23 protein-coding genes are annotated in these 26,146 nt (G+C 71.0%); 15 read left to right on the forward strand and 8 right to left on the reverse strand.

The features are described 5' to 3' along the window. Nucleotides 1-108 precede the first annotated feature (108 nt). From MYSTI_RS07020 to MYSTI_RS07030, 3 genes are all read left to right on the forward strand, one after another. A complete protein-coding gene (locus tag MYSTI_RS07020) occupies nucleotides 109-1,497 on the forward strand; it encodes a TerB family tellurite resistance protein (protein WP_015347024.1) in 1,389 nt (462 codons plus the stop codon). A gap of 141 nt (nucleotides 1,498-1,638) precedes the next feature. Next, entirely contained in the window at nucleotides 1,639-2,328 is a 690-nt protein-coding gene (locus MYSTI_RS07025; RefSeq protein ID WP_015347025.1) for a dienelactone hydrolase family protein, read from the forward strand. Between the two features lie 46 nt (nucleotides 2,329-2,374). Continuing rightward, on the forward strand, nucleotides 2,375-4,495 hold the full coding sequence (locus MYSTI_RS07030) for an FUSC family protein (protein WP_015347026.1): 2,121 nt from the start codon (nucleotides 2,375-2,377) through the stop codon (nucleotides 4,493-4,495). Nucleotides 4,496-4,564: 69 nt separating this feature from the next. Here MYSTI_RS07030 and MYSTI_RS07035 read toward each other — a convergent pair whose 3' ends face one another. Further along, nucleotides 4,565-6,061, reverse strand: a complete 1,497-nt coding sequence (locus MYSTI_RS07035; protein ID WP_233278195.1) for a HEAT repeat domain-containing protein — start codon at nucleotides 6,059-6,061, stop codon at nucleotides 4,565-4,567. A 203-nt stretch (nucleotides 6,062-6,264) separates the two neighbouring features. On the opposite strand from MYSTI_RS07035, the gene MYSTI_RS07040 reads away from it, so the two are divergent. Genes MYSTI_RS07040 through rsmB form a run of 4 tightly spaced genes read left to right on the forward strand, consistent with a single transcriptional unit; the run spans nucleotide 6,265 to nucleotide 10,080 of the window. Then, entirely contained in the window at nucleotides 6,265-6,846 is a 582-nt protein-coding gene (locus MYSTI_RS07040; RefSeq protein WP_015347028.1) for a hypothetical protein, read from the forward strand. A gap of 29 nt (nucleotides 6,847-6,875) precedes the next feature. Next, the gene (gene fmt / locus MYSTI_RS07045; RefSeq protein WP_015347029.1) at nucleotides 6,876-7,811 is read left to right on the forward strand and encodes a methionyl-tRNA formyltransferase; all 936 of its coding nucleotides are present in this window, start codon (nucleotides 6,876-6,878) and stop codon (nucleotides 7,809-7,811) included. 47 nt (nucleotides 7,812-7,858) lie between these two features. Beyond that, the gene (locus MYSTI_RS07050; protein ID WP_015347030.1) at nucleotides 7,859-8,767 is read left to right on the forward strand and encodes a type II 3-dehydroquinate dehydratase; all 909 of its coding nucleotides are present in this window, start codon (nucleotides 7,859-7,861) and stop codon (nucleotides 8,765-8,767) included. Further along, nucleotides 8,764-10,080, forward strand: a complete 1,317-nt coding sequence (rsmB, locus tag MYSTI_RS07055) for a 16S rRNA (cytosine(967)-C(5))-methyltransferase RsmB (RefSeq protein WP_015347031.1) — start codon at nucleotides 8,764-8,766, stop codon at nucleotides 10,078-10,080. The genes MYSTI_RS07050 and rsmB overlap by 4 nt, the downstream gene beginning before the upstream one ends. Nucleotides 10,081-10,089: 9 nt before the next feature. On the opposite strand, the gene MYSTI_RS07060 is transcribed toward rsmB, so the two are convergent. Next, the gene (locus MYSTI_RS07060) at nucleotides 10,090-10,995 is read right to left on the reverse strand and encodes a LysR family transcriptional regulator (RefSeq protein ID WP_015347032.1); all 906 of its coding nucleotides are present in this window, start codon (nucleotides 10,993-10,995) and stop codon (nucleotides 10,090-10,092) included. Nucleotides 10,996-11,114: 119 nt separating this feature from the next. Beyond that, entirely contained in the window at nucleotides 11,115-11,408 is a 294-nt protein-coding gene (locus MYSTI_RS07065) for a hypothetical protein (RefSeq protein WP_015347033.1), read from the reverse strand. 75 nt (nucleotides 11,409-11,483) lie between these two features. On the opposite strand from MYSTI_RS07065, the gene MYSTI_RS07070 reads away from it, so the two are divergent. Then, on the forward strand, nucleotides 11,484-12,581 hold the full coding sequence (locus MYSTI_RS07070; protein ID WP_015347034.1) for an MJ1255/VC2487 family glycosyltransferase: 1,098 nt from the start codon (nucleotides 11,484-11,486) through the stop codon (nucleotides 12,579-12,581). Between the two features lie 18 nt (nucleotides 12,582-12,599). Here MYSTI_RS07070 and MYSTI_RS07075 read toward each other — a convergent pair whose 3' ends face one another. Both MYSTI_RS07075 and MYSTI_RS07080 read right to left on the reverse strand, forming a co-directional pair. Then, nucleotides 12,600-13,649, reverse strand: a complete 1,050-nt coding sequence (locus MYSTI_RS07075; RefSeq protein WP_015347035.1) for an SDR family NAD(P)-dependent oxidoreductase — start codon at nucleotides 13,647-13,649, stop codon at nucleotides 12,600-12,602. Nucleotides 13,650-13,669: 20 nt separating this feature from the next. Continuing rightward, entirely contained in the window at nucleotides 13,670-14,140 is a 471-nt protein-coding gene (locus tag MYSTI_RS07080; RefSeq protein WP_015347036.1) for a TlpA disulfide reductase family protein, read from the reverse strand. 178 nt (nucleotides 14,141-14,318) lie between these two features. Between MYSTI_RS07080 and MYSTI_RS07085 the strand changes: the two genes are divergently transcribed. From MYSTI_RS07085 to MYSTI_RS07095, 3 genes are all read left to right on the forward strand, one after another. After that, the gene (locus MYSTI_RS07085) at nucleotides 14,319-15,437 is read left to right on the forward strand and encodes an aminotransferase class I/II-fold pyridoxal phosphate-dependent enzyme (RefSeq protein ID WP_015347037.1); all 1,119 of its coding nucleotides are present in this window, start codon (nucleotides 14,319-14,321) and stop codon (nucleotides 15,435-15,437) included. A gap of 167 nt (nucleotides 15,438-15,604) precedes the next feature. After that, nucleotides 15,605-16,489, forward strand: coding sequence for a hypothetical protein (locus MYSTI_RS07090; RefSeq protein ID WP_015347038.1), 885 nt, complete (start codon nucleotides 15,605-15,607; stop codon nucleotides 16,487-16,489). 5 nt (nucleotides 16,490-16,494) lie between these two features. Then, on the forward strand, nucleotides 16,495-17,787 hold the full coding sequence (locus tag MYSTI_RS07095) for a choice-of-anchor X domain-containing protein (protein ID WP_015347039.1): 1,293 nt from the start codon (nucleotides 16,495-16,497) through the stop codon (nucleotides 17,785-17,787). 42 nt (nucleotides 17,788-17,829) lie between these two features. Here the strand turns inward: MYSTI_RS07095 and MYSTI_RS07100 are convergent, their stop codons facing one another. Further along, nucleotides 17,830-18,813, reverse strand: coding sequence for a hypothetical protein (locus MYSTI_RS07100; RefSeq protein ID WP_015347040.1), 984 nt, complete (start codon nucleotides 18,811-18,813; stop codon nucleotides 17,830-17,832). 333 nt (nucleotides 18,814-19,146) lie between these two features. On the opposite strand from MYSTI_RS07100, the gene MYSTI_RS07105 reads away from it, so the two are divergent. Then, nucleotides 19,147-19,893 carry a PP2C family protein-serine/threonine phosphatase gene (locus MYSTI_RS07105; RefSeq protein ID WP_015347041.1) on the forward strand — a complete coding sequence of 249 codons (747 nt, stop codon included), beginning with the start codon at nucleotides 19,147-19,149 and terminating at the stop codon, nucleotides 19,891-19,893. Between the two features lie 117 nt (nucleotides 19,894-20,010). After that, complete coding sequence (locus MYSTI_RS07110; protein ID WP_015347042.1) at nucleotides 20,011-21,834, forward strand: methyl-accepting chemotaxis protein; 1,824 nt, start codon at nucleotides 20,011-20,013, stop codon at nucleotides 21,832-21,834. Between the two features lie 17 nt (nucleotides 21,835-21,851). Here the strand turns inward: MYSTI_RS07110 and MYSTI_RS07115 are convergent, their stop codons facing one another. Further along, nucleotides 21,852-22,613, reverse strand: coding sequence for an SDR family NAD(P)-dependent oxidoreductase (locus MYSTI_RS07115; RefSeq protein WP_015347043.1), 762 nt, complete (start codon nucleotides 22,611-22,613; stop codon nucleotides 21,852-21,854). A 116-nt stretch (nucleotides 22,614-22,729) separates the two neighbouring features. Between MYSTI_RS07115 and MYSTI_RS07120 the strand changes: the two genes are divergently transcribed. Continuing rightward, nucleotides 22,730-23,911, forward strand: coding sequence for an acyl-CoA dehydrogenase family protein (locus MYSTI_RS07120; RefSeq protein ID WP_015347044.1), 1,182 nt, complete (start codon nucleotides 22,730-22,732; stop codon nucleotides 23,909-23,911). A gap of 89 nt (nucleotides 23,912-24,000) precedes the next feature. Here the strand turns inward: MYSTI_RS07120 and MYSTI_RS07125 are convergent, their stop codons facing one another. Continuing rightward, a complete protein-coding gene (locus MYSTI_RS07125) occupies nucleotides 24,001-24,879 on the reverse strand; it encodes a DUF2058 family protein (RefSeq protein ID WP_015347045.1) in 879 nt (292 codons plus the stop codon). Between the two features lie 106 nt (nucleotides 24,880-24,985). Here MYSTI_RS07125 and MYSTI_RS07130 point away from each other — a divergent pair, with 106 nt between their 5' ends. Then, a complete protein-coding gene (locus MYSTI_RS07130) occupies nucleotides 24,986-26,023 on the forward strand; it encodes a hypothetical protein (RefSeq protein WP_015347046.1) in 1,038 nt (345 codons plus the stop codon). Nucleotides 26,024-26,146: the final 123 nt, after the last annotated feature.

A 26,146-nucleotide genomic window follows, 5' to 3' on the forward strand; every position in this document is an offset into this window, starting at 1 on the left:
GACTCCGGGCCGTCAATCCCGGGGTGGGCGGGTGGAAACCCGAGGGCGGGTGGGTTACATCCGCCGGACTGCCACGGCGCGGATGACGGTGGGTCCGGGGGTGTTCCGGTGTTGGATTTCAGCAAGGCGGGGTGGCTCGCTCCGCTCCTCAACGAGGCCGTCGCTGCCCACATGGGCGCGCCTGCTCCGGAGGAGACCGCCTTGCGACTGGGCTCCGGGCGTGCTCGGGCGCGGGCGTATCTGCGCCGCACCTTGCGCGCCAGCGGGCTGCTCTACGGCACCCCGGCGGACCCTCCCTCGGCGGTGGACTCCGGCGCGGACCTGGAGCTCCAGGCCCGGGCGCAGGGGGAGCGGCTGTTCCACGCGGTGGTGCGCACGCTGGCCCTGATGGCGCTGGAGCTGGCGCGGCAGGTGGGCGCGCCGGACAGCGCTCGGGTGGAGCAGCTGCTGGTCCTCTTCGCCGTCCTGTCCGGAGAGCTGGCGCTGGCCGAGTCGCTGGCGGAGCGCATCTCCTCCGGCAAGCCGGTGACGAAGCGGCAGGTGGGGAAGGTGGAGGTGGCGCTGCGCAAGCGCGAGCCGACGCTGGCGGGAGACCCCGTCTACGGGCTGGTGCTGCACAACGGCGCGCAGTACGCGGACGCGCAGCTGTTCTGCCGGCAGGCCATCGACTACTTCGCGAGCGGGCGGCTGCTTCGTGAGCAGGCGCGGCGGCGGCTGCACTTCGCGGCGAAGCAGAAGGCGCTGCTGGTGGACGTGCTGACGGGGCTTGCGTGCGTGGACCGGCTGCCGGGGACTCCGGCGCGGCGGGCCATCCTCAAGCAGGTGGAGGACCTGCGGCTGCCGGCGGAGATTGCGTCGGAGCTGAAGGCGGCGGTGAAGCAGTCCTTCGAGCGGCGGCGCTCGGTGCGGGACGTGGTGCGCCAGGTGCGCAGCGTGGACCTGCGCCACTTCCTGCTGGAGCAGACGCTGCTGGCGGCGCTGGTGGATGGGCGGCGCACGCGGCGGGAGCGCGCGTTCATCGACGAGCTGGCGGACGCGCTGCACGTGCCGAAGGAGGAGCTGCGCCGGCTGGAGCTGGAGATGGCGGAGTTCTACGCGCGCCATCGCTCCGTCGTGGACGTGTTCACGGTGAGGGACGCGGCCAGCGCCATGGGCGACGACATGGTCGCGGGTATGCAGGAGGCGCTGGAGAAGAACTTCTACCGGCTGATGCAGGAGGTCCGCGAGACGGGGGACCTGGCGGTGCTGCTCACGAAGGTGGCGCGGCGCCAGAAGCTCACCGGGGATGAGCGGCGGCGCATGCGTGCGCAGCTCATCGACGTGGCCAAGGCGATTCCCGCGCTCGCCATCTTCGCGGCGCCGGGCGGCTTCCTGCTCCTGGCGGCGCTGGCCAAGGTGTTGCCGTTCAGCCTGTTGCCCAGCTCGTTCCAGGACGATGCACCCGCCGCGTTGCCGGAGGACGGCGAGGACGCTGTCCCGGAGCGCGAGGCGGTGTGAGCGGGAGGGCCGGGCGCCTGGTCGCCGGCCCGTGTCGTCTCCGGGCGTGAAGGCGTGCCGTTGGCGAGGAGGGTCCCCACCTTGAGGGGACGGCTCCGGGCCCGGGCGCTGCGTGCCCCTTGCTCCGTGGGAGGAGTGTCGATGCGCGTACACGAGCGTGACGTGGAGGTCGGTGTCGCCGGCCGCCTGCTGTCGGGGCGGCTGTGTGTCCCGGAGCGGGCGAGCGGGCTGGTGCTGCTCGTGAGCGACGAGGAGGGACCGCTGGGGGCACCCGTGCGGGAGGTCCTCCATGCCGCGGGGCTGGTGACGCTGGAGCTGGCGTGGCGCACGGCGGATGAGTCGATGGCCGAGGACTGGACGGTGCGCGATGGCGCGCACGCGGAGCTCATCGCGTACCGGCTGGAGGTGGCGCGCGACTGGCTCCAGCGCGACGACGCGTTGTCCTTGCTGCCGGTGGGATATCTCGGAGCGGGCCTGGGGTCGGCCGCGGTGCTCGTGGCGGCGGCGCACCTGCCGCAGGGCGTGCAGTCCGTGGTGACGTTGGGGGGCCGGCCGGACCTGGCGGGCGCGTTCCTGTCGGAGGTGCGAGTGCCCACGCTGCTCCTGGGCGCGGGGGACGACGCGGACCGGGTGCGCCTGGTGCGCGGCGTGCTGGCGGAGCTGGGAGACAGGACGCGCAAGGCGCTCCAGCTCATCGAGGGCGCGAGCCGAGGGTTCCCCGAAGTGGAGCCTCGGGTCCGCGCGGCGCGTCTGGCGGCGGCCTGGTTCGTGGACTGCTTCCGCGCCGTCGCGGGACCTGGCGTCGTGGAGTGGACGGGCGGAGACGTCTGATGCGCGGGGGTGGGGGCCTCCGCGCGAAGAGGGAGTGCGTGGCCCGATGAACACGCTCTGGCGCCACCTCGAGTCCGTGTTCCATGTGGAGCGCACGCGGCCCGCGTTCGGAGCGGGGCTTCGCGCCGCGCTCGCCGTGGGAGTGCCCATGGTCATCGCGGCGATACAGCACCTGCCCGCGGCGACGTGGGCGGGCATGGCGGGGCTCTTCGTCACGCTCGTCGACCGAGGCGGCCCCTACCGGGACCGGGCCCTGTCCATGGGCGCGATGACGCTGCTGGGCGCGGTGATGGGGCTGGTCTCCGCGCTGCACGGGTCCGATGGAGCCGTGGTGCTCTTCACGTGGGTCTGCGTCACGGCGTGTGGCTTTGCCCGCTCGTATGGGGACACGCCGGGATTGATGGGCGTGGTGCTCGCCAACTACACGGTGGTGTCCCTGGCGCTCCCGGCGCAGGACCTGACGGACGCGCTCATCCGCTCGGGGTTGTTCATCCTCGGGGGCCTGTGGGCGATGACCCTGGCCCTGGTGCTGTGGCCCCTGCGGCCCTATCGCCCCGCGCGCTCCGCCATCGCGGTCTGCTACCGGCAGCTCGCGGACCGGGCGGAGGAGGTGGGTCACTGGCCACTCGAGGGGCCTCCCGTGCCCGTCAATGTCGTGGAGGTCGTGGACTGGGAGTCTCGCGCCCGTCAGTCCTTGGAGGGGGCTCGGGATGTGCTTGCCTCCACGCGCCGCGCTCGCGCGGGGGAGAGTGACCGGGGAGAGCACCTGCTCGTCCTGCTCGAAGGCGTGGACGCCTTGCTCGCGCTGCTGGTGGCGTTGCCCGAGACGCTCGAGGTGGCGCCTCGCGAGCCTCGCTATCAAGCGCTGCGCGCGGAGATACACCGCGCCTTCGCGGAGCACGCGCGAGACCTGCGCCACATCGCCCTCGCGCTGGAGCAGGAGCGGCGTGAGGAGGCTCCCTCGACGTGGAGCCCGGACCGGGCGCGCCGGGTGATGGCCTCGCTGTCGGAGGAGGGCGCGCTCTCCGACTCCGCGCGTGCGTCGTACTCGCATGCCATCGGCCTGCTGGTCCGCATGCGTGAGTACTCGGATGCGCTGCTGGACGTGGCCGACCACCTCGAGGATGGACGCCCTGTCGAGCTGGACATGCCCGTGGGGCCGCACCCCGCCTCGCAGCGCAGGCGTCCTCTCCTGGAGCCCCTTCGCGACAACCTGGGCACGGACTCCGTCATCTTCCGCCATGCCTTGAGGCTCGGTGTCACGGCGGCGCTGGCGACGGCGCTCGTGCGGATGCTGAAGCTGGACCACGGCTACTGGGTCATCATCACCGTCATCCTCGTGCTCCAGCCCTACTCGGGCCTGACGTTCCGCCGCGGCCTGGAGCGCACGGCGGGCACGCTGCTCGGAGGGGCATTGGCGGCGGGGCTCGTCGTGCTGGTGCGCGAGCCAGCCGTGCTCCTGGTCGCCATCATGGCGTTCTTCGCCGTGGCCATCGCGGTGAAGCCCTTGAGCTTCTCGGCCTTCCAGGTGCTCCTCGCGCCCGCGCTGGTGTTGCTGGCGGAGATGCAGACCGGGGACTGGGAGCTCGCGGGCGTGCGCATCTCCAACACGCTGTTGGGGGGCGCCCTGGCGCTCATCGGCGCGCGCTTGTTGTGGCCCAGCCCCGAGCGCTCCCGCTTCCCCGAGGAGGTGGCCAGCGCGCTGCGTGCCGACCGCGACTACCTGCTGAGCGTGGCCGCCGCGCGCTCGGACTCCGAGCCGGAAGTCCGCGAGGCACGCCGCAAGCTGGGCATCCGGTTGTTGTCCGCGGAGGCGTCCTTCCAACGCCTGCTCACCGAGTGGCGCGGCTCCTCACGACAGCTGGAGCCCACCATGGCGCTGCTCGCGTATGCGAGGCGCTTCGGCGCGGCGGTGACGGCCGTGGCCGCGAGCCTGCAATGGCATGGCCGTCAGGACTTGTCCCCGGTCGCCAGCTACGCGGGCAACGTGCTCGAGGACCTGGCGCTCGCGGTGGAGCATCGCCGCGTGCCGTCGCCCCTGCCTCGAAGCTGGGTGCAGCAAGAGGGCGCGGACGCGCTGTTCAGCACTCAGATGGATCGGCTGGTGCGTCAGCTCACCGTGCTCCACCACGCCACGGTGAGAGCCGCGCCCCAGCTGTCCTCGTAGCGCGTCGCCCTCGCGCCACCCTCCCGCGAGCCCGTCCATCGCGGCTCGCGGGTTCATTCCGGAGGACGCTCAGGTGCGCTCGATGCGCATCAGCAGCCGGCGGAGGTCCTCGTTGACGCTGGCGAGCTGGGTGACGCCCTGCTCGTCCTGGAGTTGCTTGCGCAGGTGGGGCAGCGACGCGTCGCGAATCTTCTTCGCCGCTTCCTGCGAGCCATCCACCAGCCAGCCCGTGGCGAGGATGAGCGCCAGGCGCACCTCGGTGTCGCGCTCGTTCAGCTTCGCCGCGAGCGCGGGCGCGTGGTCCGCCGAGCCGGAGCGCCCCACCTCCAGCGCCGCGCGCTCCAGCATGGGCTTGGTGGCCTTGGCCATGCGCTCCACCCAGCACGCCGCGTTGCCGGCGCACGCCTGTCCCGCCTCCAGCAGGGCCGCGTGCTTCGCCAGCGTGTCCGCGCGCTTCTTGCCCAGCGCCGCCGCGTCATCACAGCCTTCCTCGCCGGTGGCCTTGCAGTCCGCCGCCGTGCGCGCGGGCTCCCCCGTCACCAGCTTCTGGAGCAGCGGCTGCTCGCGGGCGTCGCCCAGCATGGCCAGGCCCTTCACCGCGATTTCGCGCGAGTACCAGTCTCCCGACGTCGCCGCCTTCTCCAGCGCGGGCAGCGCCTCACGTCCGCCCAGCCGCACCAGCGCGCGCACGTACGCGTCGCGCACCGTCGGGTCCGTCTCCAGCACCAGCGTGGACAGCGGCTTCACCGCTTCCTGCGCGCGCAGGCGCCCCAGCGCGTCCGCGGCCTGCATCCGCACCAGCGCCTGAATCTGCACATCCGAGTGCGCGAAGGCGAGCAGCTTGAGCAGCGGCTCCACCGCGCGCTTCTCGCGCAAGTCTCCCAGCACCGTCGCCGCCTTCATCGGGTAGCTGGCGGGGTTGACGCCGTTCGTCTTCGCCCACGTGAGCAGCTCCGCGTCCCGGCCCTCCAGCGCGGGCAGCAGCGCGTCCGCGGCGGGCTGGCCTAGCTGGAACAGCGCGAAGCTGCTCTCCACGTAGAAGGACTTGCCCTTGCGCTCCTTCGTCAGCATGCGGATGAGCGCGGGCGCCGCGCGGCCGTCGCCGATGTGGCCCAGCGCCTCGATGGCCTTCTTGTTGAGGAAGGGCTCCACCGACTCATCCGTGGCCAGCGTGATGAGCGGCTCCACCGCCTCCTTGGCCTTCATGGAGCCGAGCACCTGGATGGCCTCGATGCGCGCGTACGTGTCCTTCGCGCGCAGCAGCGGCACGAGCGCGGGCACCGCGCGCACGTCGCCAATGGCCCCCAGCGCCGTCACCATCGCCTTGTTCGCGAGCTGCGAGGACATGTCCCCGGCCGCCGGGTCGATGGCCGCCGACAGCGCCTCCACCGAGGACGCGTGGTGCACGTCGCCAATGGCCCGCGCCAGCGCCGCCTTCACCTCCGGCTTGCGCTCCTGGGAGAGCGCCTCGTGCAGCATCGGCAGGAAGCTCTCCTTGACCTGCGTCTTCGTCCGCATGGCCTCGACGACGCGCACGCGGTCTTCCGCGCGCCGGGTCTGCTGCAACGTCCCCTCCCAGTACTCGGGGGTGTTGGGGTCCGATTTGCATCCATTCAGACAGAGAAGTGCGGCGGCAACACACCACGCTGCGAGGGGGCGACTCATTCGAGCTCCAGGGCGTCTGCGGGGTTGTCCTGTCTTGAGTCGTAAACCTCCTGTCACGAAGGAATCAAACCACCCAGGTCACCTGGGGTACGCTGGTCAACGACATGTCCGATGACCCACACAAGCCGTTGCGGCCGGGGTACACCCGCCGGACGTACCTCCTCGACCGGGAGTTCCAGCTCAAGTACATCCTGCTGCTGGCCGGAATCGGGGCGGGTGGGGTGGGGATATTCGGTGTCCTGGCCCAGCGGCTCTACGTCTCCTCCCTGAGCTCCGGGGTGGACGCGCGCACGTCGCTGCTCTGGCTCACGGCCCTGGGCGCGCTGGGGCTGGGCGCGGTGCTGGGGCTCCTGGGGCTGCTCTTCACCCACCGGGTGGCGGGCCCCGTCCATGTCATGAGCCTCTATGTCGCGGCGCTGGCCGCGGGGCGCTATCCCCGCCTGCGCCCCCTGAGGAAGAAGGATGAATTGAAGCGCTTCTTCGACCGCTTCAGCGAGGCGGTGGACCGCATCCGCCAGCGCGAGGCGGACGAAGCCCACGCCCTGGAGTCCGCGCTGGCCTCGCTCACCCCGCTGGCCACCACCCCCGAGGCGCGCGAGGCGCTGGAAACCCTGTCCGCGCTGCACACGCGCAAGCGTCAAGCAGTGGACAATCCCACCGGGGGCACCTTCAAGTCCGCGACTTGAAGCGCCGCCGCAGGAGAACCGCCAACATCATGAGCAGACCCCGAATCGTCTTCATGGGCACGCCTGACTTCGCCGTGGCGTCGCTCGAAGCGTGCTTCGACCTGGGTGACGTGGTCGCCGTCGTCACGCAGCCCGACAAGCCCAAGGGCCGAGGCAACACCGTCACCGCGCCGCCCGTGAAGGAGCTGGCCCTGTCGCGCGGCGTGCCCGTGTTCCAGCCCGCCAAGCTGCGCACGCCGCCCTTCGTCGAGGAGCTGCGCCACTTCCAGCCGGACGTGTGCGTGGTGACGGCGTATGGCCGCATCCTCCCCAAGGACATCCTCGCGCTGCCGCCCAAGGGCTGCGTCAACGTGCACGGCTCGCTCCTGCCGCGCTTCCGGGGCGCCGCGCCCATCCAGTGGTCCATCGCGCATGGAGACTCGGAGACGGGCGTGTCGCTGATGGTCATGGACGAGGGCCTGGACACCGGCCCCGTGCTCGCGATGAAGCGGATGCCCATCGGCCCCGAGGACACGAGCGCGACGATGTACCCCAAGCTGGCGGCGCTCGGCGGCGAGGTGCTGCGGGAGTTCCTGCCCGCGTACCTGAGCGGCGCGCTCAAGCCCGTGCCGCAGCCGAGCGAGGGCATGGTGCTGGCGCCCATCATCGAGAAGGACGAGGGCAAGCTCGACTTCACCCGCTCCGCCGTGGCGCTCGAAAGAAGGCTGCGGGCCTTCACGCCGTGGCCCGGGGCGTTCACCACGCTGGGCGGCAAGCTGATGAAGGTGCACCGCGTGCGCGTGGCGGAGGGACGGGGCGCGCCGGGCTCGGTGTTGTCGGCGGGCACGGAGGGGCTGGAGGTGGCGTGCGGCGAGGGCTCGCTCGTGCTGTTGGACATCCAGCCGGAGGGCAAGCGGGTGATGAAGGCGGCGGACTTCCTCATGGGCCACAAGCTGGCCGTGGGCAGCCAGCCGTTCGGCACCTAGGCAATGGCGGGGACGGGACGGACTTTTTCGAGTACAGGCGGGTGGGCATGAGATTGCTGGTGTTGCACGGGCCGAACCTGAACCTCCTGGGCGTGCGTGAAGGCACGTCCGGGGGCACGTTGCGGGACCTGGATGAAGCGCTGAAAGCGCGGGCCAAGGCGCTGGGACTGGCGCTCCGCATCGTTCAGTCCAACCACGAAGGCGTGCTGCTGGACACGCTCGCCTCCGAGCGCGAGGCGGTGGATGGAATCCTCATCAACCCCGCGGGGCTGTTCGGCTCGTACGCGCTGAAGGAAGGGCTGGAGGCCGTGGGCCTGCCCGCCATCGAGGTCATGCTGCGCCCGTCCGCCCGCGAGTCCGTGGTGGCGGAGGCGTGTGTCCTCCAGGTGCATGGCGCCGGAGGCTTCGCGCCGTACCTGGAAGCGCTGGAGACCTTCGCCAGCGGCGTCTTCACGCCCGGCAAGCCCGAGCCTCGCAAGACGCTGGGCCGCAAGCAGGACGCGGAGGACGCGGAGGACGCGGCCCCCGCGAAGTCCGCCCCCGCGAAGACGCTCGGCAAGAAGGCGCCGGCCCTGGCCCTGGCCCCGAAGGAAGGCGGCTCCGGCAACAAGACGCTGGGGCGCAAGCCGTCGTCCACGGACGCGGTGGACGCGCGGCCCGCGGGCAAGACGCTGGGGCGCGGGACGAAGGGCGCCCCTTCCGCGACGGAGTTGCTCACGCGCGCGCTCGTGCGACAGAAGGTGTCGGAGCGGCTCGCGGGGAAGCTCACCGCCTCGGAGCTCGCCGCCTGGGCGCGCTCCCGTTACGAGGCCGTGCAGGGCGGGCTGCCCGCTGAGCACGGCCAGAAGCAGATGCTGGAGGACAGTCTCCAGCGCCTCACGCTGTCCCACCTCCCCGCGACGCGGCTCTCGGATGAGCAGCTCGTGGACCTGATGACTCGGCTCGACGAAGGATGAATCCCCGCTCACTCGCCATCCTCGTGTTGGCGCGCGTCCGTGCCACGGACGCCTATCTCAACGTGGTGCTCGACACGATGTTGTCGGAGTCACCGCCCAAGGACCCGCGCGACGCGGGCCTCGCCACGGAGCTGACGTACGGCACCACGCGCCGGCAGCTCGCGCTGGACTACGCCATCTCCCGCTTCGCCGACCGCAAGTTGGACGCCATGGAGGACCGCGTGCTCGCGGCCCTGCGCATCGGCGCGTATCAAATCTTCCACACCCGCGTGCCCGCGCGCGCGGCGGTGGCGGAGACGGTGCAAGCGCTGAAGGACGTGGGCCTCGCCCGGGCCGCGGGCTTCACCAACGCCATCCTCCGCAAGCTGGCGGAGCTGCCCGCGCCCCCCTTGCCATCGCAGACGGACGTCGCCCACTACCTGTCCGTGCGCGAGAGCCATCCCCAGTGGTTGGTGGAGCGCTGGCTGCGGCAGTTCGGCCGCGAGCGCGCGGAGGCCATGCTGGTGGCGGACAACCAGTCCCCGCCGGTGGTCATTCGCGCCAACACGGCGAAGGTGACGCGCGACGCGCTGCTGCGGCAGCTCCAGGAGCTGGGCGTCGAGGCGAAGGCCGCCACCCTCTCGCCCGTGGGCATCATCCTGCCGCCCGTGGGCCGGGTGGAGGACGTGTATGGCTATTCGGAGGGGCTGTGGCAGGTGCAGGACGAGGCCGCCCAGCTCGTCGGCGTCTACGGCGCCATCCCCGAGTCCGCGCGCGTGCTGGATGCGTGCGCGGCGCCCGGCGGCAAGTCCTGTCACCTGGCGCAGGAGCACGACGTCGTCGCCGTGGACGTGCACGCCCACAAGCTGCGCAAGATTGACGCGGAGGCGCGGCGCCTGGGGCTCTCCTCGCGCTTGAAGGCCTACGCGCACGACGCGGCGGAGCCCTTCCCCGAGGCGTGGGGTGAGTTCCACGCGATGCTGGTGGACGCGCCGTGCTCGGGCCTGGGCACGCTGCGCCGTCACCCGGAGCTGCGCTACCGCCGCAAGGAGGAGGACATCGCGCGGCTGGCGACGCTCCAGCGGCGCATCCTGGAGAACTGCCAGGAGTCGGTGCAGCCGGGCGGGTTGCTCGTCTACGCGGTGTGCACCATGGACCCGCAGGAGGGGCAGGACCAGGTGGAGATGTTCCTGCGCAGCCACCCGGAGTGGACGGCCGAGCCGCCCGTGTTGCCGGGCCTCAAGCTGCCGCTCACCCAGGCGTACTTGAGGACCCTGCCCGGTCCGGAGGGCTTCGACGGGTTCTTCGCCGCGCGCCTCCGGAAGCTCTACTGAAGCAGCCGACTACGCGTCGTCGGTGGGGGGCTGGTTGGCGGCGGCCTTGAACGCCTCCAGCACCGCCGCCGAGGCGCGGTCCAGGTACTTGCCCTTGCGGATGAGCAGGCCGATGGGGCGCGACACGGGCCCCTCGGCGAAGGGCTTGGCCACCAGCGAGCCGCCCTTCACCTCGCTCTGCGCGGTCGCCATGGGGAGGATGGCCACGCCCAGGCCCATCTCCACCGCCCGCTTGATGGTCTCGACGTTGTCCATCTCCATGACGGGGTTGATGTCGATGTTCTTCTCGCGGAAGAGCCTGTCCAGCGCCTTGCGCGTGGGCGCCTCGCGGTCGAACGCGATGAAGGGCACGCCGGACAGCGCGGTGAGGCTCACCTTCTGCTTGCTGGCGAAGGCGTGGTTGGGCGCGCAGACCACCGCGAGCTTGTCGTCGCGGAACGGGAGGATGTCCACGCCCGCGCGCGGCTGCGGGTACGCGACGATGCCAATCTCCGCCGCGCCCAGAATCACGTCGTCGTAGACCTGGTCATTGCGGCGGTAGTTCAGCCGCATGTTGACCTTGGGGTGCGCCTTGAGCAGCAGCTTCTGCACGCTGTTGAGCTCGTGCAGACCCACCGTGTAGATGGTGGACACCGTGCTGGTGCCGGCCACCTCCGTGGCCTGCTCGCGAATCTCCTGCTCGACTTCGGCGAAGCGCGCGAGGATCTCCTTGCACCCGCGGAACAGCCGCTCGCCCGCGGGCGTCGGCGTCACCTGCCGGGCGCTGCGCGACAGGAGCTTCTGCTCATAGCGGTTCTCCAGCGCGCGAATCTGCTGGCTCACCGCCGACTGTGTGACGTGGTTGAGCTGGGCCGCTCGCGAGAAGGAGCCGGTCTCCACCACATCACAGAACATTTTCAGGGACTCGAGCTGCATGGGCCGCTCCCTACTCCCAAACCTAATGGCCTAGCCACTATTAATTAGCCCGCCTACCTCGCGCCGCCAAATGGTCTAACCCGAAGGGTTGGCTGGCGGTCGGGCGCGCCCCCTGGCTCCTAGGGTGTGCTGGGAGGGGAGGGGCGCCAGCGACGCAGCAGGACGAAGAGGGCGGCGCCCAGGGCCACCAGGGCCCCTCCGAAGCGCGTCTGGACGCGGCCCATCTCCTGGCTGGCCTGGTGAATCAGCTCGCACTCGGGGCCGGACAGGCCGGTGCAGTCCGGGGTTCCGAACACGCCCTTGACGCCCACGGCGAGCAGGCCCAGTCCGCCCAGGAGCAGTCCGCCGGAGAGCCCCAGCAGCGCGGCGCGCGGGAGGGACGGCTTGGGGGGCGGTGGCGGGGCGGAGGGCATGGTGGGTGGGTAGCTATAGCCGTGGGTGAGGGCCGGGCTCAACGGGGGCCCCCGGGCCGCGTATGCTGCCCGGTCATGCGAATCCTCTACGGTGTCGTCGGCGAAGGCATGGGGCACGCGACGCGCTCTCGCGTGTTGCTCGAGGAGCTCACGAAGGAGCACGAGGTCCACATCGTCGTCTCCGGCCGGGCCCAGGACTACCTGGCCAAGCGCTTCGAGAACGTGCACGGCATCTGGGGGCTGACGCTGGCGTACGAAGGCAACTCGGTGAAGAAGTGGCAGACGGTGCTGCAGAACGTCACCGGCGCCGTGAAGGGTTGGCCGCAGAACGTGCGCCAGTACTTCGAGCTGGTGTCCGACTTCAAACCAGACGTCGTGGTGAGCGACTTCGAGACGTTCAGCTACCTGTTCGCCAAGACGCACCGGCTGCCGGTCATCAGCGTGGACAACATGCAGGTCATCAACCGCTGCCAGCACGAGGCCTCGCTGCTGTCGGGGTACGAGGACAGCTTCGAGACGTCGCGCGCCATCGTGAAGGCGAAGCTGCCGGGCGCCTTCCACTACCTGGTCACCACGTTCTTCTACCCGCCCACGCGCAAGCGCCGCACCACGCTGGCCCCGTCGATCCTGCGCCCCGAAATCATCGAGGCGAAGTCGGAGCCGGGTGAGCACCTGCTCGTGTACCAGACGTCGACGACGAACACCGCGCTGCCGCAGATTCTCAAGGCGGCGGGCATCCCCTGCCGCGTGTACGGGCTGCGCCGCGACCTCACCGAGGACCTGGTGGATGGCAACCTCACGTACCGTCCCTTCAGCGAGAAGGGCTTCATCGACGACCTGCGCACGTCGCGCGGCGTGGTGGCCAGCGGCGGCTTCACGCTGATGAGCGAGGCGGTGTACCTGCGCAAGCCCATGCTCAGCATCCCGCTGGAGGGCCAGTTCGAGCAGATCATCAACGCCCTGTACCTGGAGAAGCTGGGGTACGGGATGTACGTGAAGGCGCTGACGGTGGAGGCGCTCCAGGAGTTCCTCTCGCGGCTGCCGCGCTGCGAGGAGGCGCTCAAGGGCTACGAGCAGGAGGGCAACACGAAGATGATTGCCGGCCTGCGCGAGCAATTGGGCCTGGCGTACGAGCACCGCGGCCACTGGGCCATGGAGATGGCCCAGGACTGAGGCGCCCGCGCTTCGGCGTCAGTGGAGCGGAACGTCGCCCTCGTTGTTCCGCTCCGCCGCGCGGCGTGACAGCTCCGTGAGCCAGGAGCGCGTCAGCGGCGTCTCGCTGTCGGCGCCCGCGTGGGTGTCCTGGCTGCTGCCCTGGGGCAACTGGCGGTTGACCCAGGCGAGGAGCGACGCTGTCAATTCGGGGGCCAGGGCGCGGCCCACCGTGGCCAGCTTCGCGCTCAGCCCCAGGATGACCTCGGAGTCTCCTCGGCGGCAGGCCTCGATGATGCGGCGGGCCGCGCGCTCGGCGCTCATGGAGAGGCCGGGCAGGGAGTCGCCGATGGCGAACCACGCGTACTCGCCTTCGTGCTGGCCCTTGAAGTGGGCATTGAGCGCACTGCCCGTGCGCATGAGCCCCGGGCAGACGGTGGTGACGCGGATGCCGTCCTGGCGCAGCTCCGCGCGCAGCGCATCCGACAGGCCCACCAGCGCGAACTTGCTGGCGGAGTAGGGCGCGAGGTGCGGGATGCTGAGCCGTCCGCCCACGGAGGTGATGTTGACGATGCGGCCCTGGCCTCGCCGCTTCATCTCCGGCAGCACGGCGAGCGTCGTGTACAGCGGCCCCCAGAAGTGCGTGTCCACGGCCTCGCGGAAGTCCTCCAGCGTCATCGACTCCAGCGGCCCCACCTGGATGACGCCCGCGTTGTTGATGACCACGTCCACCGCGCCCCAGCGCTCGTGAATCGCGCCGACCAGGGCCTCCACCTGCACCTGGTCCCTCACGTCGCAGCGCCGTGTGAAGACCTGGGCTCCCGCGCGCTCCAGCTCCTTGCGCGCCTGCGCCAGCGACGCGGAATCCCTCCCGCACAAGGCCACGCGCGCGTCCTCCTTCGCCAGCCTCCGCGCGAGCACCAGCCCCAATCCCCGGGAGCCACCGGTGATGAGCACCGTGCGCCCCTTGAAGCTGTAGCGCTCGTGCTTGAGTGCCTTGCGCAGGCCGAACGCCGCGCCGACGCCCGCCGCCACCAGCGTGCTCAAGGTGAGCCGGGAGGCCTGTCTGTCCTTTCGCCAGTCCGCCATGAGGGAATCCTCCAGAGACGTCAGGGCGCGGGCGCCGCGGCCGAGGTGTCGTACTGCGTGAAGCGCTCCAGCAGCGGGCGCACGCGCCGGGCCGCGTCCGGGCCGGTGAGGTGGTGGCGCAGCCAGCCGTCGGCGTCGAAGACGAGCCACGCGGGCGTCTGCTTCACGCCGTAGACCTGGGCCATGGAGCCGTCGTCGACGGCGATGGGGTAGGCGAGTCCCTGCTCTCGCGCGAAGGCCTCCACCGCGTTGGTGTCGCGCAGCTCGCGGGCGGAGTGGGTGACGTCCACGCCAATGACTCGCAAGCCCCTGGGGCCCAGCTCCGAGAGGAAGCGCTGGAGCGACGCGAAGTCGTTGGAGTCCGCGTCCTGGGCCATGGAGAAGAAGTGGAGGAGGACCGGCAGCTCGTCCAGCTCGGAGACGTGGACGGGGGCGTTGATCCACCCTCCATCGGGGTCCAGCAGCGTGAGGGGGATGGGGTGCGTGGGCATGCGTGCTCCAGCGGAAGCGAAAGGTCGGATGCGAGTGAGCAGGCTCTGGAAGGACGCCCCTCAAGCTATGCATCCGCCGCGACGTCCCTGGGAGCCTCGCCGTCCGTTTGCCCGGAGGAGGAAGGGCGGGGCGGGAGGTGCTGGACGCCGGGCTCGCGAGAGGGCAGACAATCGCTCCATGCGCATCCCTGACTTCAAGCTGGAGCGGTACTTCGCGCGCTGGGAGTTCGCCGCGCCCTACACGCTGTGCTCCTCCGACATCGAAGGCTGGAAGATGAAGGAGCTGCTGGCGCTCGCCGACTCGGATGCCCTGGCGCGGTGGGAGGGGCTGACGCTCGGCTACACGGAGACCCCCGGGCTGCCCGCGCTGCGGGACGAGATTGCCGCGCTCTACCGCGGCGTGTCCTCGGACGAGGTGCTGACCTTCGCGGGCGCGCAGGAGGCCGTCTTCGTCCTGCTGAACGTGCTGCTGGGCGCGGGGGACCACGCCGTCGTCACCTGGCCCGGCTACCAGTCCCTCCACGAGGTCGCGCGGGCCACGGGCGCGGAGGTGACGCTGCTCCCCCTGCGCGAAGAGGATGGCTGGGCGTTCGACGTGGAGGCGCTGCGCCGCGTGCTCAAGCCCCAGACGCGCGTGGTGGTGGTGAACTTCCCGCACAACCCCACGGGCGCGCTGCCGGACCGCGCGACGTTCGAGGCCCTGTGCGCGCTCTGCGACGAGCGCGGCATCTACCTGCTCTCGGACGAGGTGTATCGACTCCTGGAGACCGACGCGAAGGACCTGCTGCCCGCCGCCGTGGAGCTCACACCGCGCGGCATCAGCTTGAGCGTCATGTCCAAGGTGTTCGGGCTCGCGGGGCTGCGCGTGGGGTGGCTCGCCTGCCGCGACGCGGACGTGCTGCGCCGGTGCATGGCGTACAAGGACTACACGACCATCTGCAACAGCGGGCCCAGCGAGGTGCTGGCCCTCATCGCCCTGCGCGCGAAGGAGCGGGTGCTGGCGCGGAGCCGCGCGCTGCTCACGTCCAACCTCACCCTGCTGGATGCCTTCTTCGCGCGCCACGCGGACACCTTCCGGTGGGTGCGCCCGCGCGCCGGCAGCGTCGCCTTCCCGCGCCTGCTGCGGGAGATGCCCATCGCCCGGTTCACCGACGCGCTCGTGCAGAGCGAAGGTGTGTTGTTGTTGCCAGGAGATGTCTATGACTTCCCAGGCAATCACTTTCGTCTGGGGCTGGGTCGCTCGAGCCTCCCCGACGCTCTGGTGAGACTGGAGCGATTCATTTCCAACCCAGGCTGAAGGCCCCCCAACGGGGTGGAGGTGAGACACGGACCTCGTGTTCCAGAGGGCGACGCATTGCGTCAGGTCTTGCAGCCGATTCTCGGTTTCCGTGTTCTCGACCTTTTACATCCCGAGACTCTAGAGTGGGTGCTTCCCCCACTACTCCAGAGCCGGAGGCTTTCACGATGAAGAAGCTGATGGGTACGGCGGTTGCCGCCGCCACGATGTTGATTGGTACACAGGCGGCCGCCACCAACTACACGCTGTGGATTCACGGCCGAAACGGTGGCTCCACGCAGGCGGGTAACTACAGCGACTTCAGCTACTGGGGACCGGCGAGCACCGCGGCGGGGGTGAACAAGAAGGCGGTGAACTGGAACGGCCGCGAGCGCATTGGCGGACAGAATGCGCGCGTCCGGGATGCCCTGGACTGTTTCTGCACCGGAAACAACTGGTGTTACATCGCGGCTCACAGCGCGGGGAACCTCCAGATCGGCTACGCGCTGTCGCTGTATGGCGGCTCGGCGCGGAGCAAGAAGAACGCGACGCCCAACGCGAGCGGCGTCTGTGGCAACACGGACGGCACCACGCAGACGGGCTGGAACATCAAGTGGGTGAACGTGGCGTCCGGCGCGGGCGGCGGCAGTGAGCTGGCCGACGTGGGCGAGTGGGCGATGAACGAGCCGCTGGTGAGCGACCTCGTCACCACCACGTCGCGCGCCATGTACAACCACAACACCACGCGCAATGTCTGGTTCTACATGTTCGCGGGGGCGAAGGGCACGCTGTACTCGGGCATCCTCCCCGGCCAGGACGACGAGGCGCTCTCGTACCACTCGACGGGCGGCGTGTCCGGCAGCGCGGGCAGCTCGCAGTGCAACCCGGGTGACTGGTTCTGTGGCGGCACGCTCAGCACGGGCACGGCGAACACGAGCGACGGCCGCGCCAAGTGGAGCTTCCACACGGTGTCGCTGCGTGACGACGGCGAGGCTTACAACCACTACGCCAATGGCAACTGGGGTGGCATCGTCGCCAAGGTCCGTGAGGACGTGGTCAAGTACGCGTACTGAGTCCCATGTCGCCCGATAGCTCCGCTCCGCCTCCTGTGTCCCGCGCGCGTCGCGCCGGGTGGTTCTTCTTGTGCATCCCCCTGGTGCTGGGCGCAGCGGGGTGGTGGAGCTGGAGTGGGGCCGCGGGCGCGGCGGAGCCGGCCCCGAGCAACTCGCCCCTCGTCGAAGAGGGCGCGGGGGGCGCGGGGGCACAGGCTCCACCCAAGACGGCGGGGCCGGTGAGCCCGGGCGCGGCGCTGGTGCGAGGTCCGACGCCCGGGGCTCAGGACCTGAGCGCCGTGAGCCCCGAGCAGCGCGAGCGGCTGGCCCTGCGTGAGCTGTGGGGCGAGCGGCTGGAGCGGGCGAAGCAGACGCTGGAGTCCTATGTGGCGGCGACGCGGTATCCGCCCCAGTCGCGCTCCATTCGCGAGCACCCGGACCAGGTGGAGATGGCGGAGCCGGAGCGCACGCGCCCGCTGAGTCGGGAGCATCCGGACGTGCAGCTGCGCCTCAAGCAGGACCGGGTCTTCGTGGTGGGGGATGAGCTGGTGCGCTTCTTCGTCTCGTGTGAGGACGGACAGCGCACGCCCAGGCCCTGCGAGGTGGTGTCCGCCTCCGCGCACGAGGCCGAGCACATGGGGGGCGTGGTGCCTCCCGTGCCCGTCGCCTTCACGGATGACGGCGCGGTGGGGGACACGCTCGCGGGAGACGGCATCTACAGCGGGGTGTTCCAGCCCGCGAAGCAGGGCTTCCCGCTGTACTCGGGCACCATCCGCGTGAATGTGCGGGTGCGCTCAGGCAAGGCGGAGGGGATGGCGTTCCTGGACATCCTCTACACGCACGCGGTGCCGGCGACCTTCACGGGCCGGGTGCGGGAGGTGCTGTCGGATGGCTCGCTGCTGCTCTTCCTCGGCATCAACGTGCGCAAGGCGGGGCGGTACGTGGTGGCCGGGCGCATGGACGACGAGAGCGGCGCCCCCTTCGCGCACGTGTCCTTCAACGAGGAGCTGAGGGAAGGACTCCAGGAGGTGAAGCTCACCGTCTTCGGAAAGCTCGTCCTCGACGAGGTGCCCACCTTCCCGCTGAAGCTGCGGGACGTGGAGGGCTTCCTGCTCAAGGAGACGGGAGACCCGGACCGCGAGCTGATGACCGCGCTGCGCGGCTACGTGCACACCACGAACGCGTACTCGACCGACTCCTTCTCGCCCTCGGAGTGGCAGGGCGAGGAGCGCCAGCGGTACATCGACGAGTACACGCGCGACGTGGTCGAAGCGCAGCGCAACTTCAACGCCACGTTCGAGGGCGGAAAGCCTCCGTGACGTGAAGCGCGCGGTGGCCCCGGAGGCTCGGGGCCGGGCGACTCAGGTCTGGCTCGGCCCTTCCGGCATCAGCAGGGAGGGGTCCACCTGGACGCTCTCGAATGCATCCTGGATGGACGCGGGCGCGTGCTCCGGGCGCGCGGCGTTCATCTCCGACGTGGGCTCCACCGTCTCCGCCACGGCGTCCACGCTCTGCGCGCCGAGCGCCGCGGTGGCCGGAATGCTGGCCGCGACGGGATTGGCCGCGAGCGTGCCGAGCACGCCAGCGAACGCCGCGTCCGTGGGGCCAGGCTCGTCGGGGACCAGGGTGCCCAGGTCGCTCAGGTCCGCGAGGAACTCCTGGGGACCCGCGGGCTCCACGGACACGTCGCTCCACGCGGACGCGGAGGTGCTCCGGGCTTGCGACGGCCCCTCCACGGAGGTGGCCGGGCTTCCCGGGACCTCCAGTCCGTGGATCAACGAGTCGTCGTAGAAGTCCAGGTCCAGGTCGAACGGGGAGACGGAGGCCGACGAGGTGCGGGGCGAGCCCAGCAGCGAGAGCAGATCCTCGGGTGAGTCCAGCTGGGTCGAGGAGGCATCCAGGTTCTGGAGCTCCCAGGACGCCTGGTCGGGCGAGAGGATGTCGGAGGCATCCGGCGCGCTCGCGCCCGAGCGCCGCGACGAGGCGGAGAGGCCGGGCTCGCGGGGGGCTCCCAGCGAGGAGGGGAGCTGGGCGCCCAGCAGCTGGCCGTAGCGAGGGGCCGAGGCCTCGAACGAGCTCTCGCCCGAGAAGACGCGCAGCGCCTGGTGCTCCAGGTCCCGCGTGGAGGCGCTCTCCTCCACGTCCCCCAGCTCGAACGAGGCCAGCAGCGCGTCGGCGCCATCCACCCCGAAGTCGCTCTCGTCGGAGAAGCCCCGGCGCACCTTCTCCACGGCCTGGAGCGACTCGCTCCGCTCGGGGCCGGCGACGGGGGCCACGTCCGCGTCGAGCGAGGTGCGCCGCAGGGCCGACATGATGCTCGAGGACAATCGGCGGATGGTCGTCATCGGTCACCTTCCTGGGGCCACACGTCGGGCTGCATCCGGATTGTCGTGGGGGCACGGAAGAAGTTGCCAGAGGCCCCGCGTAAGCCTCCTCCCCACCTGGGTGAGGGGGTCCGCACCCATCACCTGTGGGGTCGTCCCCCCTCGTGCTGGAGGACGTTCCGGGGTGGAGGGCACTTGCAACGTCCGCCATCAAACGAGTGCGGGGAGCGTCCCGAGGTCTTCTGGCACTCACGCTGCTTGCGCCCCAAAAAGAGAGGTATCCGTAGCGGGTGCCCACCTGGGGATGGGTGCTGGCCTTCCGCTTGCTGGTGAGAGGCCCGAGGAGGCGGTGTCATGCTGCGTTTTGAATGCGCGGGACAGACCCATATCGGTCGGCGGCCCCACAACGAGGACTCGTACTGTGTCCTGCCGGAGCTGGGGCTGTACGTGGTGGCGGATGGGCTGGGTGGACAGGAAGGCGGCGAGGTGGCCAGCCGCTGTGTGGTGGATACGTTCGCGGGCCTGGGCCAGCGATGGGAGCAGGAGGATGAGGCGGCGTGGCCGGAGGTGGCGGACCCTCGCCGCTCGCGAGAGGAGAACCTGCTCGCCGCCTGCTCGCAATTGGCCCAGCGCAACCTCCAGGCGCAGCGTGTGGGGCGGCTGAGCGAGATGGCCTCCACCGTGGTGGCGCTGGCGGTGGGCAAGGACGGCGCCGCGGTGGCCCACGTCGGCGACAGCCGCCTGTACCGGCTGCGAGGGGGGCGGCTGGAGTCGCTGACGCGAGACCACTCCTTCATCGAGGAGCTGCGCGAGGTGGGCATGGAGCCGCCGGGGGGCGCCTCCAACTGGCGCCACCTCATCACCCGCGCGCTGGGGACGGACAACGCGGAGCCCACGCTCCAGCGGCTCCACACCGAGCCCGGGGATGTCTTCCTGTTGTGTTCCGACGGCCTCTACGAGCCGCTGGGCCTGGAGGGACTGGTGCGGCGCCTGTCGCTGGCCTCCGCGCGGGAGGTCTGCGACACGCTGGTGGCGGATGCCTACGAGGCGGGAGGCAAGGACAACATCACCGCCGTGGTCCTGCGCGTCGCCGAGGCCTAGGCCCGGGAAGGGGGGCGGGCGGGTCAACCCCGCGAGCCGGGTCATCCTCGCCTTACTGCGCAATCCCCGAAGCTTGGGGTAGGGTGGGTCTCGGAGGATTTTCCGACACCGGAGCGCATGACGCACAGCCTCGCCGCTCGTCTGACCGCGACCATCACCCTGGTCATCCTGGTCCTCACCGCGCTGTGCGTGACTTTCACGGGCGTCGTCTTGCGCTCGCGGATGAACACGGCGCTCGCGCAATCGCTCACCCAGGACGAAGCCGCCTGGAGCCGCCTCATCGCCCAGGAGGCGAGGACGCTGAAGGTGCTCCTGCGCAGCGTGGCCGCGCACGAGCGGCTCCGCTCGCTGCTCTCCGGCGCGGCGGTGGACGCGCGGGCGCTCCAGGCCTTCGCCGACGAGCAGAAGGTGCTCGTCTCGGTGGAGCTCTTCCTCGTCGCGAATCCGGAGGGCGCGCTGCTCGCGGGCTCCGCTCCGGGGCCGCTGCCGTCGCTCCCGGGGCTCGTGAAGTCGGGGGCGCCCGGCGTGCTCTTCGTCGGGGACTGGCCCTACTGGGTGGTGTCCCGTCCCGTGGAGGTGGAGGGGCGCGGCGTGGGGCACCTGGTGCTGGGGAGCCGGTTCGACGAGGCGCCGCTGCGGGACTTGAGAGGGCAGCGGGGTGTGGAGCTGCTCCTGCACGCGGGCGGGCGGATGGTGGCGGGGACGGTGGACCCGGCGGCCGCGCGCGGGCTGCTGGTGGCCGCGCGCACGGCGAAGGAGGGGCGCGTGGAGGTGGCGAACACGCGCTTCCGGGTGCTGAGCCAGCCGGTGGGCCCGGGGCTGGAGCTGGTGCTGGCGCGGGATGAGGAGGAGGAAGCGTCGCGCTTCGGCGCCACGGTGCTCATCATCGTGGGCGTGGGGCTCTTCACGGCGCTGGCAGCGGGTGGGGCCATCTTCCTGCTGGTGCGGCGACTGACGCGGCCGTTGCGCTCCTTGACGGCGGCGGCGGAGCGGGTGGTGGCGGAGGGGGACTTCCGGGGCACGCTGGAGGTGGGCTCGGAGGATGAGATTGGCCGGCTGGCCGCGTCGTTCGCGGAGATGATGGTGCGGCTGCGCTCGCTGTTGATGGCGCTCAAGGGCTCCGCGGAGCAGCTGGAGTCCGCAGCGACGCAGCTCACCGAGTCCGCGTCCGTGCAGAACGAGGCCGTGTCACAGCAGGCCATCGCGCTGCACGAGGTGCAGATTGCCGCGCAGCAGCTCCAGGAGTCCTCGCGGTCCGCGGCCCGGCGCGTGGAGACCATCCAGCGCGAGGCGGAGAAGGCGAGCGGCTTCGGCCAGGCGGGTGAAGAGGCGGTGCGAGGCAGCGTGGGCGGGCTCACGCACATCCGCTCGCACGTCGAGCAGATTGGCCGCACCGTCACCGAGCTGCATCAGCGCACGCGGCTGGTGGGCGACATCACCCGGACGGTGAAGGACCTGGCGGACCAGTCCAACGTGCTGGCGCTGAATGCCTCCATCGAGGCGGCGCGCAGTGGAGACCAGGGCCGTGCCTTCTCCGTGGTGGCGCGGCAGATGCGCTCGCTCGCGGACCAGTCCGCGGGCGCGACGACGCGGGTGCAGGGCATCCTGGGCGACATCGGCCGGGCCATCACCGACGCCGTGCGCATCAGCGAGGGCGGCGCGCGCGAGGTGGAGGGCGGCCTGGACCAGGTGCGCGCGGCGGGGGAGAGCCTCCGCTCGCTGGCGGACATCATCCAGAGCAATGGCCAGACGGTGCGCAGCATCTCCGAGGCCGTGCGGCAGCAGGACGCGGGCATCGCGGAGCTGTTCGCCGCGCTCAGCTCCATGGCGGACGTGGCGGACCAGATTGTCGACCGGATGGCGGCCAGTGAGCAGGCCGCCGTCCAGCTCTCCGCCGCCTCCGGCGAGCTGAGCGCCATCGTGGGGCGCTATCAGATTTAGGGAGGAGGGCCGGGCGGTCAGCCCAGCTCGCCGCCGTCGATGGCGTGCGCGGCGCCGGTGATTCCGCCCGCCGCGTCCGACGCGAGGAAGAGGCACAGCGCGGCCACCTCCTCGGGCTGGATGATGCGGCCCATGGCGTTCATCGAGGCCAGCGCCTCGCGCGCCTCCTCGCCGGAGCGGCCCGTCGTCTTCGAGATGGCCGCCGTGGCGTGGGTGAACATGTCCGTCTCCACCCAGCCCGGATTCACCGCGTTCACCGTCACCTGCTTCTTGGCGTACTCCGCCGCGAGCGCCCGCGTGAGGCCCAGGAGCGCATGCTTGGACGCGCAGTAGGCGGACGTGTACTTCATGCCGCGCACGGCGGCCATGGAGCCGATGTTGATGACGCGGCCCCCTCCGGCCTGGGCCATGGCGGGCATCAGCTCCCGACAGAGGATGAAGGGCGCCGTGACGTTGACGGCCATCACCCGCGCCAGGTCCTCGGTGCGCGTCTTGGTCAGCGGCGCGGACACGGTGATGCCCGCGTTGTTCACCAGCACGCGAGGTGTCCCTTCCGCGAGAATCTTCTTCGTCGCCGCCACGAGCGCGGCCTCGTCCGCGACGTCCACGACGAGCGGATGGATGGCGGCGCCGCCCTCCTGGGCCAGGGACTCCAGCGCCTCCGCCGCGCGGGCCAGGGCCCAGACGCGATAGCCCTCACGGGCGAAGGCCAGCGCCACCGCGCGGCCGATGCCTCGGCTCGCACCCGTTACCACCACGCTCTTCTGGGTCGTCGTCATGCGCGGCAGCCTAGCGCCCTGGCCTGGTGGGGGCACGCGCGGCCACGAGGGCTTTCGCGCGCGCCTGGCTCCGGCCGCTCCTCGCACGAGGAGGAGGGCCGTACTAGGAGGGGGCCATGGCACGCGCGGACATCACGGACCTGTTCCTGCTCGACGACTTGCTGTCCCCCGAGGAGAAGGCCGTGCGCGACACGGTGGCGGCCTTCGTGGACCGGGAGGTGCTGCCCATCATCGGCGGGCACTTCCGCGACGGGACGTTCCCCCGCCACCTCATCCCCCCGCTCGCGGAGATGGGCGTCTTGGGCGCGAACCTCCAGGGGTACGGCTGCGCGGGGCTGAACACCGTGAGCTATGGCCTCATCCTCCAGGAGCTGGAGCGCGGGGACTCGGGGCTGCGCTCCTTCGCCTCGGTGCAGGGCTCGCTCTGCATGTTCCCCATCCATGCCTACGGAAGCGATGAGCAGAAGGCGCGCTTCCTGCCGGCCATGGCCCGGGGGCAGGTCATCGGCTGCTTCGGCCTCACGGAGCCCGACTTCGGCTCCAACCCCGGAGGCATGCGCACCCGCGCACGCAAGGACGGGGACGACTACATCCTCAACGGCACCAAGACCTGGATCACCAACGGCGCCATCGCCGACGTCGCCGTGGTGTGGGCGAAGACGGAGGACGGCGGCCCCGAGTCCGTCCGAGGCTTCCTGGTGGAGAAGGGCATGCCCGGCTTCACCACGCGGGACATCCCCGGCAAGTTCTCCCTGCGCGCGTCCATCACCAGCGAGCTGTCCCTCCAGGACGTGCGAGTGCCCGCGCGCAACCTGCTGCCCGGAGTGAAGGGCCTCCGAGGTCCGCTGTCCTGCCTCAACAACGCGCGGCTGGGCATCGCCTTCGCCGTCACGGGCGCGGCCATCGCGTGCTTCGAGGGCGCGCGCGAGTACGCGCTCTCCCGGACGTCGTTCAACGGCAAGTCCGTGGCCAGCTACCAGCTCACGCAGGAGAAGCTGGCGGACATGCTCCAGGACATCGTGAAGGCGCAGCTCGTCGGCCTGCGCGTGGCGCGGCTCAAGGACGAGGGCAAGGTGACGCCCGTCATGGTGAGCCTGGCCAAGCGCAACAACGTGAAGAGCGCGCTGGATATCGCGCGGGTGGCGCGGAGCATCTACGGCGCCAACGGCATCACCGACGCGTATCCGCCCGTGCGCCACATGCTGAATCTTGAGTCCGTCTTCACCTACGAGGGCACCCACGAGGTGCACACGCTGGTGCTGGGCAAGGCCATCACCGGACTGGACGCCTTCGACTGAGCCGAAGGGGGGAGGCCGTTGCTCCAGGCGCCTCCCCTCGTCACCGGGGGTGGGAGGAGGGGAGGACGCCGTGAAAGGTGAATCGGGGTTCAGCCCTGGTTCTCGCCGCCCTCGGGCGTCGGCGCCTCGACGGAAGCCGCCTCGGCCGGGGCCTCTTCGCCGCCGTCCGTCTCGGGCTCGTCGGGAAGCTCCGGCGCGGTGCCTGCGGCCTCCGCCGCCTGCTGCGCCTTGAGCTCCTCGTCGTTCATGAAGCCGATGGGGCTGTCCTTCCGGTTGAGGAAGCGCACCGCCTTCTTCGAGAGCGCGAACATCTGCTCCGCCGCCGAGGAGGGCACCAGCGCGTGCTCGATTTGCGCGGGGTCCGGACGCTCCACCACCGCGAGCTCGCCGTCCTCCAGCCGCTTGGCCTGCTCCGGCGTCAGCTCCAGCCGGCGCAGCTTGCCCTTGCGGGTCATGAAGTAGAACGCCGTCTCACCCGCCTCCTGGGGCACCTGAGCGCCCATGACGAGCTCGCGCAGCGCCTTGTCCAGCTCCACCTGGCGCTTGGACTCCGCGCGCTGGTAGGCCTTGGAGCCCGGCATGGGGGGCAGCTTGGGGATGGGCCGCTCGGTGGGGGCCGGGCGTCCGTGGTGGGGCGCACTGCTCCCGCCACCGCCGCTGCTTCCACCACCGCTCGGCCGGAAGGAGCCACCGCCATGGCGAGGTCCACCGCCACCACCGGGGGGACGACCACCGCTGGGGCGAGCACCGCCCTCGCGGGGGCCTCGGTCCTCGCCTCGGGGCGGAGGGCCACCGGATGTCCGGTTGTCATCACGCCGAGGCGGGGGACGGCTACCGCCGGAGCGGCCGCCCTCCTGGGATGGGGCCCTCCGGGCTTCCGCCTGGCTGGCGGCCGCATCGGTGGCCTTCTTGGATTGTTCCTCGGTGACGAGGCCCGCCTTCAACAACTTGTCGCGCAGGTTCTGCATGAGTTGGGCGTTCTATCCCTTGCACGGCCGCACGCAAGCCGCAGCTTGCCGCTCCTGTACGCGCCACGTAACTTGCCGCCCCCGTGGTACCCCCTCCGGAGGAGCCGTGAGCCGTTTGATGAAGTCCGCCGTCACCCTTGCCGTGGCTTTGTCCGCCACGGGCTGCTCGGACCCGGTCGACAAGGCGGCCAAGGCTCGCATCTTCTCGCCCGAGGACCCACCCAAGGTGGTGGCCTCCGCCCAGCAGAAGCTCCCCCCCGAGGACGTCGCGGACAACCCTCAAGTGGCCCGCCGCATCCTCGGCATGGACGCCGCCGAAGTCACCGAGCGGCTGGGGCCCCACCGCTACCAGGCCAGCCTCGGCTACGAGTGGAGCGCCTCCGACTCCAACCCGGTGAAGCTCACCGAGACCCGCACCTTCCGCGCGGGGGCCGGGGGAGTCAGCGGCGACTTCCATGGTGTTCTGGAGAACTCGAGGGACCAGGGCTTGGAGGTGATGCGGGTGGGTGGGCAGGTGTTCGCCCGGAACCGCTACGGCCCCTTCCGCCAGCGTCTGCGCGACCGCGGCATGGCCGAGCGCACCCGCACGGAGCTCACCGGCGCCATCCGCGACTTCGACAGCCTCTTCCAGGGGCGGCTCAAGCTGTCCCCGCAGGGCACCGTCACCTATGAGGGCCGCACGGCGTGGCGCTACGCGGTGACGCTGGCCCCCGCCACCGCGGGGGACACCTCCCGTCCGCTGCCCACGCTGCTGCAGCCCAAGAACGGCGCGGACGAGACGACGAAGCGGCGCGCGGGCTTCTTCGCCCACCGGCTGCCCCGCTCGCTGGATGGAGAGGTGCTGGTGGACGCGGCCACGTCGGTCGTCCTCAAGGCGCGGCTGGACGGGCGCATCGGCGTGCCGGCGGACAAGACGTCCGAGGCGGCGGAGCTGCGCATGACGCTGGATGCGTCCCTGTCGGAGCTGGGCAAGGACCAGAAGCTGGCGCCTCCCGAGCAGTTCCTCCCGGACGCCGACAAGCCCCAGGGCATCGCCGACGCGCTGGACCGCTTCGGCATCGAGCGCGCGAAGCCCGAGGGCGCCAAGGGCTCGACGACCTCGGATGCCCCGCCCGAGCCCGAGGACGAGGCCGCCGGCGAGTAGCCACCCGGCCCGGAGGCCCGGACACCCGCGTCATGGGTGGCCCGGGCCCGGGTCACGCCACGGTGGGCCGCCTGCCCTGACGGCCTTGCCCGGACACGGCCGTCAGCCCGGTCCGGAGCCGCT

The organism is Myxococcus stipitatus DSM 14675 (assembly GCF_000331735.1).
Lineage (GTDB): Bacteria > Myxococcota > Myxococcia > Myxococcales > Myxococcaceae > Myxococcus > Myxococcus stipitatus.